The organism is Amycolatopsis dendrobii, assembly GCF_014145675.1.
In the GTDB taxonomy this organism is placed as follows: Bacteria; Actinomycetota; Actinomycetes; order Mycobacteriales; family Pseudonocardiaceae; genus Amycolatopsis; species Amycolatopsis dendrobii.
Genome location: NZ_JACGZW010000007.1, coordinates 499,339 through 517,599 on the forward strand (window position 1 = coordinate 499,339; position 18,261 = coordinate 517,599).

The 18,261-nt window shown below is 70.4% G+C and carries 13 protein-coding genes; 9 read left to right on the forward strand and 4 right to left on the reverse strand.

Features of this window, described 5'->3' with window-relative positions:
- The first annotated feature begins 57 nt into the window (after positions 1-57).
- Positions 58-477 (forward strand): SdpI family protein, encoded by a 420-nt coding sequence (locus tag H4281_RS23095; protein WP_009085294.1) that lies wholly within the window; start codon positions 58-60, stop codon positions 475-477.
- On the opposite strand, the gene H4281_RS23100 is transcribed toward H4281_RS23095, so the two are convergent.
- Positions 474-1,055 (reverse strand): YqgE/AlgH family protein, encoded by a 582-nt coding sequence (locus H4281_RS23100; RefSeq protein ID WP_037809108.1) that lies wholly within the window; start codon positions 1,053-1,055, stop codon positions 474-476. The two genes, H4281_RS23095 and H4281_RS23100, sit on opposite strands and share 4 nt — an antisense overlap.
- A gap of 878 nt (positions 1,056-1,933) precedes the next feature.
- Between H4281_RS23100 and H4281_RS23105 the strand changes: the two genes are divergently transcribed.
- From H4281_RS23105 to H4281_RS23125, 5 genes are all read left to right on the forward strand, one after another.
- Positions 1,934-3,247: an MFS transporter gene (locus tag H4281_RS23105; protein WP_182892994.1), complete on the forward strand. Its 1,314-nt coding sequence runs from the start codon at positions 1,934-1,936 to the stop codon at positions 3,245-3,247.
- A 79-nt stretch (positions 3,248-3,326) separates the two neighbouring features.
- Complete coding sequence (locus tag H4281_RS23110) at positions 3,327-3,629, forward strand: hypothetical protein (RefSeq protein WP_182892995.1); 303 nt, start codon at positions 3,327-3,329, stop codon at positions 3,627-3,629.
- 20 nt (positions 3,630-3,649) lie between these two features.
- The gene (locus H4281_RS23115) at positions 3,650-5,020 is read left to right on the forward strand and encodes a TNT domain-containing protein (protein WP_370648143.1); all 1,371 of its coding nucleotides are present in this window, start codon (positions 3,650-3,652) and stop codon (positions 5,018-5,020) included.
- The gene (locus H4281_RS46595; protein ID WP_182892997.1) at positions 5,021-7,249 is read left to right on the forward strand and encodes an ADP-ribosylglycohydrolase family protein; all 2,229 of its coding nucleotides are present in this window, start codon (positions 5,021-5,023) and stop codon (positions 7,247-7,249) included.
- A 124-nt stretch (positions 7,250-7,373) separates the two neighbouring features.
- Entirely contained in the window at positions 7,374-9,266 is a 1,893-nt protein-coding gene (locus tag H4281_RS23125; RefSeq protein WP_182892998.1) for a TNT domain-containing protein, read from the forward strand.
- On the opposite strand, the gene H4281_RS23130 is transcribed toward H4281_RS23125, so the two are convergent.
- The 3 genes from H4281_RS23130 to H4281_RS23140 all read right to left on the reverse strand — a co-directional run bounded on the left by H4281_RS23130 (position 9,252) and on the right by H4281_RS23140 (position 12,951).
- Positions 9,252-10,085 (reverse strand): small ribosomal subunit Rsm22 family protein, encoded by an 834-nt coding sequence (locus H4281_RS23130; protein WP_182892999.1) that lies wholly within the window; start codon positions 10,083-10,085, stop codon positions 9,252-9,254. The genes H4281_RS23125 and H4281_RS23130 overlap by 15 nt on opposite strands.
- The gene (locus tag H4281_RS23135; protein ID WP_182893000.1) at positions 10,070-11,395 is read right to left on the reverse strand and encodes a sensor histidine kinase; all 1,326 of its coding nucleotides are present in this window, start codon (positions 11,393-11,395) and stop codon (positions 10,070-10,072) included. The genes H4281_RS23130 and H4281_RS23135 overlap by 16 nt, the downstream gene beginning before the upstream one ends.
- 110 nt (positions 11,396-11,505) lie before the next feature.
- Positions 11,506-12,951 (reverse strand): CCA tRNA nucleotidyltransferase, encoded by a 1,446-nt coding sequence (locus H4281_RS23140; protein ID WP_182893001.1) that lies wholly within the window; start codon positions 12,949-12,951, stop codon positions 11,506-11,508.
- Positions 12,952-13,052: 101 nt separating this feature from the next.
- On the opposite strand from H4281_RS23140, the gene H4281_RS23145 reads away from it, so the two are divergent.
- The 3 genes from H4281_RS23145 to murJ all read left to right on the forward strand — a co-directional run bounded on the left by H4281_RS23145 (position 13,053) and on the right by murJ (position 18,185).
- Entirely contained in the window at positions 13,053-13,559 is a 507-nt protein-coding gene (locus H4281_RS23145; protein WP_009085315.1) for an NUDIX hydrolase, read from the forward strand.
- A gap of 14 nt (positions 13,560-13,573) precedes the next feature.
- Positions 13,574-15,739, forward strand: coding sequence for a DUF6049 family protein (locus tag H4281_RS23150; RefSeq protein WP_182893002.1), 2,166 nt, complete (start codon positions 13,574-13,576; stop codon positions 15,737-15,739).
- A 667-nt stretch (positions 15,740-16,406) separates the two neighbouring features.
- A complete protein-coding gene (murJ, locus tag H4281_RS23155) occupies positions 16,407-18,185 on the forward strand; it encodes a murein biosynthesis integral membrane protein MurJ (RefSeq protein WP_220507727.1) in 1,779 nt (592 codons plus the stop codon).
- Positions 18,186-18,261: the final 76 nt, after the last annotated feature.

An 18,261-nucleotide genomic window follows, 5' to 3' on the forward strand; every position in this document is an offset into this window, starting at 1 on the left:
GCACAGCCGACGAGGGTATCCGGGACATTGCCGCGAGGTCACGCTTATCCTCAGAGGGTGTTCGCTATCGCGCTCGTTCCGATCGTCCTGGGTGTCGTCGTCGGCTGGGGTGGATTCCTCGGCGTGCGCGGACGGCTGAGCAGGGCAAGCGGAGCCGGAGTCCGGACCGAAGCCTCGATGCGCAGCGAAGAGGCGTTCAAACTCGCCAACCGGGTCGCCGGAATCCCGACCCTGGCCGGCGGCGCGGCCGCGGTCGTCTGCGGACTCGCCGGTCTCGCGATCCCCGCCACGGCGGGCCTGGTCGCCGCCGCGATCGTCGGCTTGCTCGGCCTGCTGGTGATGGTCGTCGCCGGAGCCCGGATGGGCGCGCGAGCCGCCTTGACCGTGCCCGCCCCGTCGCCGGTTCCCGCTGGCTGCAGCGGCTGCGCGTGCGGCGCTGGCGGCTGCGGAGTCCTGCAGAAGTCCAGCGAGGCCTAGTTCCGCTGCAAATCGCCAGGATGGGTGGCCAGCAACGCGAGCGGCACCCCCTGGCGGCGCAACACCTGACCCCACAGGTCACGGCTGGGCGGCGCGAGAATGTCGCTAGGCAGCGCAGGAACGATCACCCAGTCCTCGCGCTCGATCTCGCCCGCGAGCTGCCCCGAGTCCCACCCGGCATAACCCGCGAACACGCGCACGCCCCGCACCTTGGGCACGAGCACCTCGGGATCGCTGTCCAGATCAACCAGCGCGACCGGCCCCCGCACCGCGACCACCCCCGGAACGCTGGAAGCGGTCTCCCCGGTCCGCAACGCGGCGAGACAAAGCGCGGTCTTCTTGTCGACCGGCCCGCCGACGAACACCGACTGCGGCTCGGCGACATGCGCGCCCCACCCCGGCAGGACGTCATTCACCGGAACATCGGACGGCCGGTTCAAGACCACCCCGAGCGTGCCCTCCGCCCGATGATCGATCACGAACACCACGGTCCGCTTGAAGTTCGGGTCGAACATCGTGGGTGCGGCGACCAGGAGCGTTCCCGGTTCAACCTCGGCGTCCGCTGGCACGCCACCCATGATCCCATCACCCGCCACGGGAAATCCTCCCGGCACGGGAACACCAGCACCACCCGCCCCGTTGAGAACAATGAGCCGGCGCACTCGTGTCCCCCGGGCTCACTGAAGAACCGCCTTTGTGGAATACCGGTCCGGCCGGAGCCACACTGCGCCAAGCCGCCGAGAGGCGAAACGAGTGCGCCGGTGTTCTCTTCTCCTGTTCGGTGCTTCGCACCTTCCCCGTCCCACCGGCGCCGTGTACCCGGGGGGCCGAGCCCCCCGGACCCCCGCGGTGCCTTCGGTTGCGGTTTTCGGGGTGGGCGGGGGCGGAGCCCCCTTTGCTTGGGAGCCGTGGGCGGGTGGGGTTGTTCGGTTCGGTTTCGTTGGGGCTGGGGTGGGTCTTGAACGCTTGAGGCACGCAGATCGCCACCTAAACCTGCCCATCGCCCAGCAATCTGCCGCGGGCCGAATGCGGGTGGATCTTCGTTGCTTCGGGCCTGCGGCTTGCCGCCCACGCCTGCCCACCGCCCAGCAACGTCCCTCGGACCAGCGCGGGTGGGGCTCAGTCTGTTCCGGAGGTCGCTGCTCGCGACCTCAGCGAGCTCGCTGTCCGGCGACCTGTGGATCTTCGTCTTCGGGCTTGTTGCTGGGCTAGCCAGGCCAACTCACCACCTGCCCCGAGCCGAGGCGGGTGGGCCTTTAACGCTTCGGGGTCGCTGCTGATCGCCCAAGCCGCTAACCATCGCAACCTCCCCGCCATCCCGGTGCGTTTGGTCCTGTGTGGGCTGCCGTTCCTAGGGGGCTAGCCCTTCGCGGGTTGCGGGCGTCTGTCGCGGGATGGGTTTTGTTGGCGGGGGCTCGGATTTCGTTGGTTTGTCGGGGTTGGTCGGTAGGGTTGTGTGGTGAGGGTGGGGGAGCGGGGGCAGGTGCGCGGGCTCGTCCGGGATCCGTCGTTTCGGCGGTTGTTGTTCACCCGGTTCGCGGCTCAGTGGGGCGACGGGGTCTTCCGGGCCGGGCTGGCCGGAGCCGTCCTGTTCAATCCCGAGCGGGCGACTGATCCGCTGGCCATCGCGGAGGGGTTCGCGGCTTTGCTGCTGCCGTATTCGCTGGTGGGGCCGTTCGCGGGGGCGTTGCTTGATCGGTGGGATCGGCGGCGGGTGCTGGTGTTCGCCAATCTCGGGCGGGCGGTGGCGATCGTGGCCTCGGTCGTCGCGGTGGGGGCCGGGGTGGGCGGGATCGGGTTGTTCTCGCTCGCGTTGCTCGCCGAGGGGATCAGCCGGTTCATTGGGTCCGGGTTGTCTGCTGCGTTGCCGCACGTAGTCGAGCCGCGAGCGGTGGTTTCGGCTAATGCGGTCGCGGCGACGCTGGGGTCGGCGATCGCGGTCGTTGGCGGTGGGTGCGCGATCGGGTTGCGGGCGGTGTTCGGGTCTGGAGATGTCGGGTCGGCGGAGACTACGGCGTTCGCTGCGGCAGGGGCGTTGGTGTCGGCGCTCCTTGCGCACCGGTTCGCGAAAGGCGTGCTGGGGCCGACTGTTGTTGATGAGCCGACTAATCCGGTGGTCGCCGTTGCGCGGGGGCTCGCTGACGGGGCTCGGCACGCGTGGCGGGCGCCTCGGGTCACGGCTGGGTTCGTGGCGTTGTTCGCGCATCGGGCGGCGTACGGGATTTCGTTGTTGCTCAGCGTGTTGTTGATGCGCAATTACTTCGCTGACGACGGGATCTTCCGCGCGGGACTGCCTGGGCTTGGGCAGCTGGTCGCGTGCGCTGGGGCGGGCATTCTGGTCGCGGGGCTGGTGACGGCTCGGCTGATTCGGTCGCTTGGGCGGACTCAGGCGGTGCTGGGGTCGTTGCTCGTTTCGGCGGTCGCGCAGGCTGCGCTGGGGTTGCCGATGCTGCTGCCGTTGGCGTTGATCGCATCGTTCCTGATCATGGGGACCGGACAGGTCGTGAAGCTGTCCGTCGACTCGTCGGTGCAGCTCGATATCGCGGACGAGGCTCGCGGGCGGGTCTTCGCGCTGTACGACACTCTGTTCAACATCACCCAGGTGGCGGCGGTTTCGCTCGCCGCGCTCTTCGTCAAGGACAACGGGTACTCGCCCGAGCTCATGGTGGTCGCGACCGCGCTCTATCTGCTGGGCGGTGCCGGATATCTGCTGGCCCGCCGACGTCACGGCGATTCGCTGCCGCAAACCGTTGAACCCAAACGGGGGTAGTAACTCACCGTCTGGCATTAGGGTGACTTGTGACCCGGTCGAGTTAATCTCGGCACGCGCAACAGACACGGGGGCCACCGTGAGCACCATCGGCGACGACCGTGCCCGTCTCGACGCCGCTCCAGCTGTCCTGACCTCGCCCGACGGGCTCGTCCGCGCGACCGCCGGGCCGGCCGGCACGCTTGGCAGGCTCGAATTCGCCCCGGACGCCTTCGAGCGGACGACCCCCGCACAGCTCGCGTCGACCGTCCAGACGCTCGTGCAGCACCTGGCCGACGCACCCGAACCGCAGCACAGCTCCTCGATGCCCGCCCCGCGGCCGACCCCGCGCCGCGTCCGTCCGCGCGGAACCGTTCCGCAGAACCGCCGTCGCGGGTCCTGATGTCGTCCGCTCCGGACGAAATGATTCACGTGGAACCAACGGGTACCGGTCAGCAGGCGCTCGTCGAGATCGGCAGGCTGATCAAGGCGCACCGGGCCGATCCGGACGCGGCGGCCGGGATCGGATTCGCCCAGCTCGGCGACCATTTCGAGGTGCAGGCCCGCAACACCGTCGCCAGCACCGAGGTGGTCCAGCGGCTCACCGCGTTGCGTGCCGAGATGTATCGAGAGGGACTCGGCACCTGGGTTCAGGCACGTTACGTGCTCACCCCGGACGGTGCGTTCGACTTCGACTACTTCACCGACGACGAGCCCCCGTGGACGACGCCGCCCGATTCGTCCGCCTACCTCGCCGAACTCGCCACGTTCCCCCGCGACGACGAGCACCTTCCCGACTGGTGGCGGCTGCACGTCGGACTCCCGCTCGGCGTCGAATTCCGGCACGCCACCGCCGGAACCGGCGAACCGCTGCCGGAGGAAGAGATGCCGCTCGTGCTGCGGTATCTCGAACGCGAGGCTGAGGTCGGCGAAACACACCGCACTGACGGCACCTGGATTTGGCCGGTCGAAGTGGCCGAGCAGCTGAGAGAACACGGCACAGCGCCCGAGCCGGAACTGCTCCAGCACATCCGCGACCTGGGCTTTCATCCGCCGTACGTCGAGCCTCTGGTGCGCCGCACGGCGGAAGCCGACCTCACCGGGAAACCCCGGCCACGACCCACTCCGGACGACCTCCAGCGGACCGCGGGCGACGTCGCCGCGGAGCGGGAAACCAACCCGGATCCGGTCCTGTCCGACGCCGAACTCCTGACCTACCTCGGCCACCGGCTCGACTCGTTCGGCGTGTGGCGCGACGTCCGCTGCCTCGGCGGGCGCGAAGCCGGGAAATGGAGCCTCTACCAGGTCAAAGCCGGTTGGACCGTCGTCGCGCCAGACGGGCGTGAACAGATCTTCGGCCGTCTCGAAGACGCCGCCCAGCAGCTGCTCGGCGCACTCCTGATGCATCCCGCGCGCGCGACCGGCGGCCGCGAAACGCCGCTGGAAACGGCGCGAGAGGTCGCCGACTGGCCGGTCCAGCCCGCGCCGGGTGACCCTCCCCTCACGCTGCTGCGGAACAAGAGACTCACTCGGTTGGCGGAAGGTACCGTCGTTCTGCGATTCGGCGAAGAACCCGGCAACCTGGTCCACCACCAGGCGGTACGGTTCGCGACGACGTCCCTGCCACTCGAACGGGAGCGCATGACCAGCACTTTCCGCCTCCGAAGATCACTCCATGTGATCACCGGGGTGACGGTGCCCTGGGCGAACCTCCCCGGAGGCGCGGTGGCGTACGTCTTGCCCAAGCCGATCGCGGAACACGAGTCCGACGGAAGCCTGGAGAGGATCGAGTAGGTGGAAGCGGCGGAAGCGGTGGAGAAGGTCGGGAAGTGGTTGCGCGCCGTGCACGGCCCCGAGGTCTCCGGACCGGGCGGCCTCCGGGTCGACCACGACCGCGTGCTGCGGGTCCCCGAAGGCTGGTCGATCCCCTACAACACTGTCGCGTTCCTCGACGACGGACGCCCGGACAAAGAGCTGTTCCCCGCCCCGTCGGTGCTCGTGCGCGAGCCGGACGGCGAGTTGCGCCAAGCGCATCCGCATCCGGGCGGGCTCAGCACCCCGGTCGCGTACCCGGGCCAGGAGAGCTGGCGCGAGGTCGTCGACCCGGAGTACGCGAAGGCCGGGCTGGGCGAACTCGGCGTGCCGCTGCCCGCGGTCGCGGGCTGGGTGAAGGTCGACAACGACGGCCACCAGACCGGTGACGAACGCGAGAACCCCGAGTACAAGGCCGGGCCGATCCGCCGCGGCTACCCGAAGCCGGAAAACCCGCTGGAAACGCTCCTCGCCTTCGCGAGCGTCGGCTGGCTCTCGCGCGAACAGCTGCTCATCGGCCTGCTGCGCTGCGAAGTCTTCGTGCCGTTCGACCTCAAAACCGGCGCGACCGACCGGTTCTACTTCTCCGAGGAACGCAACGAGCTGCGCGTCTTCAGCTCGACCCGGCATCTGCCCGCCCGCGAGCACGCCTGGTGGCGAGTCGACTTAGCGACACTGGCCGAGTTCGAGCACCCGCCGAACCTGGTGATCAACGGCGGTCCGGCCACCTTCGAGGACGTCGCGGGCGCCGAGCTGACCGCCATCGCGAAGCGGTTTCCCCGGCAGGAACCGCGGGTCGACGAGAACGGCCGCTGCCCGGAAATCGAAGAGGACCTGGAGAAGTTCGCCGTCGAAACCGCCGCGCGGATCGGGCTGGACAAGCCGGTCGACGTGCCGAAGGCGGCCGCGGAACGCGCGCGGCGACACGGTTTCGAGCTGACCGCGGACGAATGCCGCAAGACCGTCCTCGGCCGGTCGTGGCTGCGCCGGTTCGAACAACCGGAGCCGAGCCGCTCCCGGCCGAACGACTTGCGCGCCAACGGTCTCGTGCCGTCCTGGGACAACGACGGCCGGATCGTCCCGAAGCTCGACACGTTCGGCAAATACCCCGAGGTGAGCCTGGAGAACTTCCGGTACGGCTGGCAGCGGGTCGTCGGCGCGTGGGTCGGCTTCGCGCTCGGCGAGGCGCTCGGCTCGGCCGTCGACCGGATGCGGCTGGACGAGATCGTCTCGACCTACGGTCCAGACGGTGTCCGCGACCTGCCGCTCGCGTTCGATCAGCCGGGCCGGATCGGCTCGATGACGCAGCGGCTGCTTTTCCTGACCGAGGCGGTGATCCGCAGCCCGCATCGCGAGCAGCCGGAGTCGCGCGACGTCGAAAAGCTGTTCCCCGGCGTGGTCCGCGGCGCGCTGGGCCGCTGGCTGCACACCCAGGGCGCGGCGATCCAGAACGCCGACGGTTTCCTCGTCAAGGTGCCCGAACTGCATGCCCGCCGCGCGATCGACGACGCCGAGCTCAACGCGTACCACGCGCTCGTCACCGGCGATCCGCAAGCCGCGCCGATGTCGGGCCCGGCCGCGCTGCTCGGCGCGCTGCCCGCGGTGCTGACCGCGGCGGGTCCGGGCACCGGGTTCAGCGGCGGCATCGGCCAGGTCGTGCGCGATCTCGCCGGCGTGACGCATCAGCCGGACGACGTGGCCGCCGCGACCTACCTGGCGTGGGTGTTCGAGAAGGCGCTCACGAAGGACTCGTTCAGCTACCCGGTGTGGAATCTGTCCCGCGAGGTCCTCGACGAGCACGACGGCCCGGAGTGGGGGCCGGTGCGCGACCTGGTGGCCGAGGCGGTGCCGTTCTTCGGCGAGCACGGGCTGCCGGACCTGCGCATGCCGGAGCTGATCGGCGACGGGCACAGCACGCTGTCCGTCCTCGGCCGTTCGTTCGCCGCGCTGTCCGGATTCGAGAATTACCCGGAACAGGCCATGCTGCGCGCGGTGAACCACTCCGGCCGCAGCGCGCTCACCGGCGCGTTGACCGGTGCGCTGCTCGGCGCGCGGGTGGGCGTTCCCGGCCTGCCCCGGAAGTGGGTCGAACAGCTTGAACTGCATCACCTGATCGAACAGGTGGCGACCGACGCGCTGTGGCATTTCGACCGCCATTCGGCGCGCAACGCACTCGGCGACGCCTGGGTGCAGCGCTACCCACGGCACTGATCGGTCACCCGAGCAGGTATTTGTGGGCGCATATTCTCCCGTCTCCGGTGACCGATGGTCGGGTCGTGACACGGTCAGATAAGTTCGTTGCGGCTACACGGGGGACTTCGGGGAGGAACCAGACGTGCGGTACCGGGTGGAATCGGGAGAACGCCCAGACGGCCTGTACGCGACGCTCGACGATCGCACTTTCGCGGCACAACGCTCCACCACCGACGGCACGCTGCTGCTCACCGTCGTCGGCGACGAGGAAGCGCCAGACGGGTTCGACCGCGAGCATGAGGGCAAACCGGCGAGGGTCGTCCTCGCGAACGAGGTGCCCGCGACGTTCGACCTGCGCACCTACGTCGAATACGACGACGAGCTGTTCGAGGTCGCACCGGGCGACCAGGCGAATCTGACCCTGCGCTGGACCCGGCACGATCCGGTGCGCGCCGCGCAGCTCGGGCTCACCGATTTCTCGGTGACCGTTCCGGGCAAGCAGCTCACCGGGCTGTGGCTGACCCGGCACGACTACGGCGAGCCGAAGGCCGAGACCGAGGGCGGCGATCAGACGCGGATCCTGCGGGGGATCGGCCGCACGCTGCGCCAGGTGCCCGGCGGGTGGACGCGGGTCGCGGCGCAGTTCCGGCAGGTCGGCGACTACTCCGAGCTGGAGGTCCGCGCGGTCGGCGACGAGAACGGCCCGGTTTCGGTCGCGCTGCCCGGCACGCCGCAGCTGAGCACGCTGTTCTCCCAGCTGCGCGCCGCGATGTACCAGCCGGAGACCGGCACCTGGTTCCAAGGCACCTTCACGCTCGACGCCGATTCGCAGTTCGATTTCGACTTCGACGCCGACCAGGAGCCGGACTGGCGGCTGCCGCCCAACGACGGCGGCGAGCCCGCCCGCGAGTCCTATCTCGTGGAGCTGACCCGGTTCCCGCGTCCGGACAAGCATTTGCCGGACTGGCTCGGCGCGAAAGCCGGGCTGCCGCTGACGGTCGGCTTCCGGCAGGCGCGACCGGTCGACGCGCACAACGAGGGCGAGCGGCCCGTGGTGAACCGCCCGCCGGTGCCGCCGGACCAGGTCCGCGGCGTGCTCGACTACCTGTTCCGCTCGCCCGTCGTACTGCACCGGCCGGTGCCGCAGCCGGACATCTTCGCGCCCGGAGCGCCGCCGGACGTGCCGCAGGCCTTCCACACCGACGGCACCTGGATCTGGCCCGCCGCGGTGCCGCATTACCTGCGCAAATACGGCGTTCCGCCGGAGCCGGAGCTGGTCGAGCACATCCGCGCCGCCGGGTTCCGGCCGCCGATCGTGCGCGATCTGGTGCGCGCGACCGCCGAGGCCGACGTACTCGGCAAACCGCGTCCGGGACGTACCGAAGCCGACATCCCGGACGACAGCTCGCTCGCCCGGGCGGTCCGCGGCGAGCCGACCCTCGGCCTGCGCGCGGCCGAGACGTTGGCGCTGTTGCAGCAGCGACTCGTCGAACACGGCGTGCCGTCGTCGGCGTACCGGATCGGCGCGAACGAAGTGCCCGCCGAAGGCGTGTGGACGTTGCGCCGCGCGGAAAACAGCTGGGAGGTGTCGCGTCCACCCGCGGTAGAGCCGGTGGCGTTCGCCAGCCTCGCCGACGCGGCCCGGTTCCTCCTCGGCACGCTGCTGATGCTGCCGCCGCAGGCCCCGGACGAATCCGATCAGCCCGCGGACTGGCCGATCCTGCCGATGCGCGGCGAGCCGCCGTTGTCGTTCTTCCGCGGCAAGCGGATCGTCGCGCTGCCCGCCGGCACGACGGTTGTCCGGTTCGGCCCCGAGGCCGGGAACCTGGTGCACCCGAGTTCGGTGCGGTTCCTCGAAACCTCGCTGACGCCGGACCGCGAACGCGACCGGCACGAGTACCGCGTGCAGCGCACGATCCGGGTGCTGACCGGCGTCACCACGCCGTGGGGGCCACAACCCGGCGGGGCCACCGCGTACCTGCTGCCGCGGCCGATCGCGCAGCACCTCGAACAGGGTGCGCTATCCCGGCTGTGAAGCCGTGATCAGCACGGCGGGCGACCACCAGTAGTCCGCCAGCGGTTCCACGGTCACGTCGGCGAACCCGGCGGCCTCGAGCTGCCGGGCCCACTCCGCTACCGGATGCTCCCAGTTCGTCCGCGCCGTCCCGGCGGCGACGCCGAGCAGCACCGGCAGCAGAAATCCTTGTGCCACCAGAGAAGCCTGCTCGCCGTATTCGGCGACGCCGCGTTCGTACCGCTGCGCGAGCGATTCCAGATCGGCGGTGTCCGGCACGTCGAATTCGGCCAGCACCAACCGTTCCGTCCGCGCCCGCAAGGCATTCAGGACCGAGGCACGGACGGAAGGCTCGATCGACTGCAGCGCGAACGTCGACTGCGTGAGGTTCCACGTGGAACCATCGGCGGCGAGAAAGTCCTGCGCGGTCAACGAAAACCTGCGCGCACCAGGGATTTCGACGTCCGCGAGCAATGCCTCCGACGGCTCCACCAGGTCGATCCGCTCCGGCCGGAACGAGGCCCGCGCCAACGCCGGTTCGATCGCCAACCCGTCGCCGCATCCGAGATCCAGCAACGCGTCCGGACGCCAGGAGTCGTACCGCGCGGCCAATTCTTCGCTCAACCGCCGATACAACCCGACGTTCCCGCCACCGCGGATGAACGCCGTGAACGCAGCGGGCTGGTCGTACACCGGACCGCTCGGACCCGCCGCGAGATACGTCGCCAGCTCAGCACCCAACGGCGTCCCGGCCTCGGCGGCAAGCGCACCCGCCCGCTCGGCCTCGCCGTCCCGGTACGCCGCCAGCGCACCGGCCACCCCGCTCACAGCGGCACCCACAACGTCACCCTCGTTCCGCTCCCCGGACTCGATTCGACCAGCGAGGTCCCGCCGACCTCGGACAACCGCGCGGTGATCGACTCGCTGATGCCGAATCCGGCCGGCCGGTCGTGCGGACTGAAGCCGGTGCCGTGATCCCGCGTGATCACCGCGATCCCGCCGTTGCGTTCCTCCACACGGACCACGACCTTGTCCGTCTCCGCGTGCTTCATCGTGTTGCGCATGGCTTCCCGCACCGCGTCGCGGATCGCGATCTGCCGGACCTCGGACAGCGTGTCGTTGTCCAGCTCAGCGATCACCAGCTGCGCGCGCAGCCCGTCGCGCGCCATCTCCGCGGCCAGCGCCGCGAGCTTCTCGCCGAGCGGCCGCGCGCCCTCCTCGGCCCGCTGCGCGGCGGCGGTCTCGATCGTCTGCCGCAGTTCGATCGCCTGCGCGCGAGCCAGCCGCTGCACCTCGACCAGCCGCTGATCCGAATCGCCCGGACCGCCGAGCGCGATCGCTTCCAGCGTCTGCAGCACGGTGTCGTGCAGCATCCGGTGCTGCCGCGCGCGTTCGGCGAGCCGCCCGTTGCGGATCCCGTACGCGAGCGCCAGCCGGATCCCGAGCCCGAGCAGGATCAGCGCGCCGACCGCGGTGAACAGGACGCCGAACAACGTCGGGTACAGCGACGCGGCCTGCGCGAAATCGAAGGTGCCGTGGTTGAGCAGGTCCGACAGCAGCCGCACCGGCAGGCTGAGCGCCGCCAGTCCGATCCCGGACGGGATGCCGACCGCGAGGGTGAGCAGGGCGACGCTGCCGAGCAGGTGTTTGTCCGCGACGCCGACCGCGTCGTGGAACACCGCGGGCGACACCGTCGCGCCGATGAACAGCTCGAACGCGAGCGTGGCCACGAGGTCGATCAACAGCAGCCGTCCCGCGAGATCGCTGCGGAACGGGGCCCGGCGCATCATCCAGAACAGACCGAACGCGCTCAGCCCCACCGAGCACACCGCGACGATCGCGACCGACGCCAGCCCGGCCGACCCGTGCTTGACCGCGTACGAGGCGAATGTCGCGGGCACCATCAGCAGCCGGTAGACGAGCGGGACCAGCACCACGTACCGGGCCGCACGCAGCAGCAGCCCGTCGCGCTGCCGTTCGTCGACCGGGCCGGCCATCCGGGAGATCCGCTGGAACGCGCGCACCGGGGTCGGATCGCCGATCTCGTCGGTCAGCCCGGTCGCCGCCGTGGCCAGTGCGGGCGTGCCGCGCCGCAGCAGCATGACGAGAAAGCTGGCTCCGCGCCGATCCCCGTTCCGCTGCCGCGTCATCGATCCCCCTGTTCGGTTCGAGACAGGGAGTATCTCGGCTGGCCGGGTGATGATCCAGAGCCCAATGGGGGATCGTGGCGAACCCGCGATCCGGAATTCATTTCTTGGGCCTACTCGCCCGAGCCGAGTCCCTCCGCCGCCGCCCACTTCTTCAGCTCGGCGACCGCCTCGTCGTGCTCCAGCGGACCGCGGTCGAGCCGCAGCTCCTTGAGGAACTTCCACGCCTGCCCGACCTGCGGGCCCGGCGGGAGGCCGAGCAGCCGCATGATCTCGTTGCCGTCGAGATCCGGCCGGACCCGGTCGAGGTCCTCCTGCTCCTTGATCCGCGCGATCCGGGCCTCGAGATCGTCGTAGGTCGCCTGCAGCGCGGCCGCTTTGCGCTTGTTGCGCGTGGTCGAATCGGCGCGGACGAGCTTGTGCAGCCGGGTCAGCAGGTCACCGGCGTCGGTGACGTAGCGGCGGACCGCCGAATCGGTCCACTCGCCGCCGCCGTACCCGTGAAACCGCAGGTGGAGGAACACGAGCTGGGAGACCTGCTCGACGATCTCCTTCGAATACTTCAGGGCCCGCAAACGTTTGCGGGCCATCCGCGCACCGACCACCTCGTGGTGGTGGAAGCTCACGCCGCCGCCGGGGGTGAACTCGCGGGTGGCCGGCTTGCCGATGTCGTGCAGCAGCGCGGCCAGCCGCAGCACGAGGTCCGGCTCGCTGGCCGGCTCGTGCGATTTCTCCAGCGCGATCGCCTGCGCGAGCACGGTCAGCGAATGCTGATAGACGTCCTTGTGCTGGTGATGCTCGTCGATCGCCAGCCGCATGCCGGGCAGTTCGGGCAGCACCCGGTCGGCCAGCCCGGTGTCGACCAGCAGCTCGAGGCCCGGCCGAGGGTCGGGGGCCAGCATCAGCTTCGACAGCTCGGTCTGGACCCGCTCGGCGGTGATCCGGTCGATCTCCTCCGACATCGACGTCATCGCCTCGACCACGCGCGGCGCGGCGGTGAAGCCGAGCTGCGCGGAGAACCGGGCGGCGCGCATCATCCGCAGCGGGTCGTCGGCGAACGACTCCTGCGGCAGCGCCGGGGTGTCGAGCACCTTCAGCCGGAGCGCGTCCATGCCGTCGTGCGGGTCGATGAACGTCTTCCCGACCAGGTCGATCGCCATCGCGTTGACGGTGAAGTCGCGGCGGAGCAGGTCGCCCTCGATGGTGTCGCCGAAGGTGACCTCGGGGTTGCGGCCGACGCGGTCGTAGCTGTCCGCGCGGAACGTGGTGATCTCGAGCGTCGTGCCGTTCTTGGTGACGCCGACGGTGCCGAACGCGATGCCGACGTCCCAGACCGCGTCGCCCCATTCGCTCACGATCTGCAGCACCCGGTCCGGGCGCGCGTCGGTGGTGAAGTCGAGGTCGTTCGACAGCCTGCCGAGCAGCGCGTCGCGCACGCTGCCGCCGACCAGGTACAAGCTGTGGCCAGCGCGGGCGAAGCGCTCGGCCAGCTCGTCGGCCAACGGGGACACTCGCATCAGTTCCGTCACCGCGTTCTGCTGGGCGACCAGGTTGTTCACTCGAATCCCACCACGAAAATGGCGCCACCACCGCGGACGCCGCCGGACACGGACACGGAGAGCCAGAGTACCCGGGCGACCGTTTGCTCTAGCATCGCAGCATGTCTGGATCCGCCGGTCGCGCCGGGCCGCCGACGCCGCGCCGGCGGCGACGGCGCCACCGCGGCAGGCGGCTGACCACCGTCGACGAGACCTCGGCCGGCGGACTGGTCGTCGACCCGGAGCGGGAACGCGCGGTGCTCATCGGGCGGCTCGACCGACACGGCAGACTGCTGTGGTCGTTGCCGAAGGGCCACATCGAGGACGGGGAGACGGTGGAGCAGACCGCGGTGCGCGAGGTGAAGGAGGAAACCGGCATCTCCGCGCGCGTGCTGCACCCGCTGGGCACCATCGACTACTGGTTCGTCGCGCAGCAGCGCCGGGTGCACAAGACCGTGCACCATTTCCTGCTCGAAGCCACCGGAGGCGAACTGTCGGACGAGGACGTCGAGGTGACCGAGGTCGCCTGGGTCCCGCTGGCCGAGCTGGAGACCACCCTCGCCTACGCGGACGAGCGCAAGCTGGTTCGCGGGGCAGCAGAACTTTTCGCGCCCGACGAGCGCGGCTGAGAGGGAGCACCCGAGTGAAGCGGCCCGCCGCCTTCTTGCTGTCTTTGCTGATCGTCGCCGCCACCGCGTTGTTCGGTGCGCCGGCGGGCGCGCAGGAGAATCCGTCTCCGGAACCGGCCCGGCTGCGGCTTGACCTCGGCCAGCTGAACCCGCGCGTGATCACCAGCTCGGACCAGGCGATCACGGTGACCGGGACGGTGACCAACACCGGCTCCCGGCGAATCATGAAGCCGATGGCCCGGCTGCAGATCGGCGAACGTCTCGCCAGCCCGCGCGCGATGGATTCGGTGCTCGCCGGGAACCCGGTGCAGGACTCCCCGCTCACCGACTTCACCTCGCTCGCCGAGGAGCTGGAGCCGGGCCAGAGCGCGCGGATGGAGATCACGGTGCCGCTCACCGGGCCGCGCGGCGCGGCGCTCCGGCCGGGCGTGTATCCGCTGCTGGTGAACGTGAACGGCACCCCGGAGTACGGCGGCCCGGCCCGGCTCGCCGCGGTGAGCTTGCTCATGCCGGTGCTGTCGACGCCGGGCCACGCGAGCAACCAGGCGACGCAGCGGCATTCGAAACTGGCCGTGTTGTGGCCGATCACCGACAGCGCCCCGCACGTACAGTCCGCCCCGTTCGGCGTGCCGATGACGCTCACCGACGACGCGCTCGCCGACGAGCTGAGCCCGGGCGGACGGCTGTATTCCCTGGTCTCGGCGGCACGAGCGGCGCAGGAGACGAATCCGAAGATCGGCGGCTCGCTGTGTTTCGCCCTCGATCCGGACCTGCTGCGCACCGTGGACTCGATGCGGAACGGCTACCGGGTCAGCGGCGGGGCGGCGGGCAAGGGCGCGGACGCCGCGTCGAACTGGCTGGCCGCGCTGCGTGCGCTGGTCACCGGCCGATGCGTGATCCCGCTCCCGTTCGCCGACGCAGACCTCACCACGCTGGGCAAGATCCGCGGTGCCGACGGCAACCCCGACGCCGGCCTCATGACCACGGCGCTGAACGGCACCGCGACGATCCGCGAGGTGCTCGGCGTCGAGTCGAAGAGCGGCGTGCTGTGGCCGGGCGGGACGCCGGACGACAAAGCGCTGTCGGCGATTTCGTCGGGCGGCTTCCAGACCGTGCTCACCGACAGCGGCAAGCTGCGGGCAGGCGGTGACGACGAGACCGTGACCGGCGCGGCGACGCTGTCCGACGGCCTGCGCGCGCAGCCGACCAACTCGATGGCCACCGCCGGTCTCGCCGGATTCGCGCCGAGCCCGCAGACGCCGACCACCTACAGCGGAGCGTCGCAGCGCGCGGTCTCCACGCAGAACGGTCTCGCCGCGGTCGCCTTCGAAGCGGGGCTCGGCCGCACCGAAGGAGCCAACGGCGGGCCGCTGCTCGTCGCCCCGCCGCGGCGCTGGGACGCCACCACCGAAGAGCTGAACGCCTTCCTGTCCGGGCTCGGCAAGCTCACCACCGCGGGCGTGACGGCCGGTTCGACGCTCGACGACTTGCTGGGGAGCGCGCCGGAAGGCAGCGCTTCGCTGGCCGCGGACACCCGCTCGGACGGCGGCGCGGCGGTCGCCAGCCAGCTGTCCAGCCTCGACCAGGACTCCACCGGCCTGCTGTCCGCGATGCAGATCGACCCGAGGAACCGGGTCGAGCCGAAGGCGATCGTCGGGCCGGTGCGCGACGCGCTGGTCCGCGGCAGCTCGACCGCGTTCGGCCCATCGGCGGCGGTGGCGTCCGCCTCGGCGAACGCGACCGCGGAGCTCGCCGCGATCCGTGACCAGGTGACCGTCGAACAGCCGAAGCAAACGTTTGCGCTCGCGTCCGGGTCGTCGCCGCTGCCGGTGTACGTGCACAACGACCTGCCGGTCGGCGTCACCGCGCAGATCGTGCTCCGGAACAACATGGGCGTCCGGCCGGAGCAAGCGGACAAGAACCTGCTCTTCCCGGCGAAGGGCGGGCAGACCAGGTACGTGCAGATCGAGGCGCTGCGGGCCGGTCGCCTGTCGGTCGATGTGTCGTTGACCACCCCATCGGGCACTGATCTCGGCGCGACCGCGCGGTTCGAGCTGACTTCCACCGAATACGGCCCGATCACCATCATCGTCACCGTCGTCGCTGGTTGCGCACTGCTCCTGCTGGCGTCGCGGCGGATCTACCGGCGGATCAAGGAAAGCCGCGGCGGCACGCCCTGACAGCCGAAGGGGCCGGGTGCTCGCGCCCGTTCCCGATTACCCTGGGTCGGCGCTGCCACAATGGCAGGGAACCAGGGGACCGCCGAGGATTGGGCACGCGTTGGACAAAGAGCCGGGTCAACCACCCGAGCGTGCGGGGCGTCCTCGGCGGGACGGCGCGGCGCCGAGGAGGAGCGACCAGCCTCGCCGCGCGGTGCGGGACGCCCGTCGCCAGCCGCCCCCTCCGCCGCCGCCCGCCGAGCGCAGGCAGCCGCCCAACGGCACCCGCCGGATGCCGTTGCCCGACGAACGTCCGCCCGCCGACCGAGCCCAGCCGCGCCGGATCGACCCGCGCGGCGGCGACCCCCGGGAACCCCGCGACCCTCGAGACCGCGCGCCGCGCCGAGTCCCGCCGCCTCCTCCGAACGGTCAGCGTCCGGCTCCGACGAGGGCCGCCATGCCGCCGGTGCGCAGGCCGCCCCCACCGAGGCAGTCCGGGCCGCCGTCCGGCCCGCAGCAACTCCCGCCGTCCGGTCCGCAGCCGATCCCGCCGAACCAGCCGCCGAACCGCGGCCAGCTTCCGCAGCCGACGCCGCCGCCCGCGAACGTGCCGGGACCGCAGCCGCCGGTGCACCGCGGCCGAGGCCCGCGTCCCGGCACGCCGATCCGGCCGTGGCAGGAAGAGGCGATGCGGGACCCGGACGCCACCCGGTTCATCCCGCGCACCGCGGGCGTCCCGCTCGCGGCCCCCTCGCGCTGGCCCACCGCCGACCCGGACGTGCTGCGCCCGTACGACGCGCTGGCCACCCAGGTCATGCCGCGGATCAAGGACGCGCCGCTCGCACGTCCGGCCGAGGCTCCCGAGCAGCCGAAGGACGAGGGTCCTTCGGTCGCCAAGGCGTCCGGCCGGATGGCGATCGCGTCGCTGATCAGCCGGATCACCGGGTTCCTGTGGAAGGTGCTGCTGGTCGCGGCGATCGGTTCCGGAGTCGCGACCGACTCGTTCAACGTCGCGAACACGATGCCGAACATCATCTTCGAACTGCTGCTCGGCGGTGTGCTCACCAGTGTGGTGGTGCCGCTGCTGGTGCGTTCGCAGGACGACCCTGACCACGGCCAGGCCTACGCGCAACGGCTGCTGACCACCGGTGTCACCGTGCTGTTCATCGGCACCGTGATCGCCGTGATCGCAGCACCGGCGTTCACCTCGCTGTACATCGATTCGTCCGGGCAGGCGAGCGCCGGCCTGACCACGGCGTTCGCCTACCTGCTACTGCCGGAGATCTTTTTCTACGGCGTGTTCGCGCTGGTCTCGGCGATGCTGAACGCCAAGCACGTGTTCGGGCCGACTGCCTGGGCCCCGGTGATCAACAACCTGGTGGTCATCTTCACCATCCTCGTGGTGTGGCTGATGCCCGGATCGATCGACACCGGCAATCCGTCGATCACCGACCCGAAGGTGCTCACTCTCGGCCTCGGCGTCACCGGCGGCATCGCCGCGCAGGCGCTCATGCTGATCCCGCCGCTGCTGCGCTCAGGCTTCCGCCCGCGCTGGCGGTGGGGCCTGGACAGCCGGATGAAGGAGTTCGGCGGCCTGGCGCTGTGGGTCGTCGGCTACGTCGCGGTCAGCCAGGTCGGTCTCACGATCACCACTCGCGTGCTCACCAAGGGCACCTCGGGCGGCGTCACCGCCTACAACTACGCGTGGCTGCTGTTCCAGCTGCCTTACGGCGTCCTCGGCGTCTCGCTGCTGACCGCGATCATGCCGCGGCTGAGCCGCGCCGCCGCCGACGGCGACGCGAAGAAGCTGGTCAGCGACCTGTCATATGCCTCGCGGATCTCGACGGTGACCCTCGTGCCGATCTCGGCGGTGATGACGATCGTCGGCACCTCGATGGGCGTCGCGCTGTTCGCGATGGGCAAGGGCAGGCTCGAGGACGCGGAGCGGATGGGCCAGGCGCTGGCGATCACGGCGTTCGCGCTGCTGCCGTACGCGCTGGTGATGCTCCAGATGCGGGTGTTCTACGCGATGAAGGACGCCCGCACGCCGACGTTGATCATGATCGTGATGACCGTGGTCAAGGTGCCGCTGCTGTTCCTGTGCCCGGTGCTGCTGAACCCGGAGAACGTCGTGCTCGGCGTGATGATGGTGAACGCGCTGACCTACGTGATCGGCGCGATGCTCGGCCAGGTGTGGCTGTGGGTGACACTCGGCAACCTGCGCAGCAAGCGGGTGATCGGGGTGATCCTGTTCACGGTCGTGGCGAGCGTCCTCGGGGTCGGGGCGGCGTGGGTCGTCGGGCTGATCGTGCCCTCGTCGCTCAGCCCGGTTCCGCACGCCTGGATCAAGCTCATCCTGCAAGGAATCGTCGGGATCGTGGTCTCGTTCGGGGTGCTCATGGCGCTGAAGGTCGAGGAGCTGAAGCCCGTAACATCGAGATTCACCCGATTGATCAAGCGCGGGTAACGATTGATTCACGACTCGCGACGCTTCTACGGCTGATGATCCGGGTACCCTCGGTGCCGGGAGCGAAGCGGGAGAG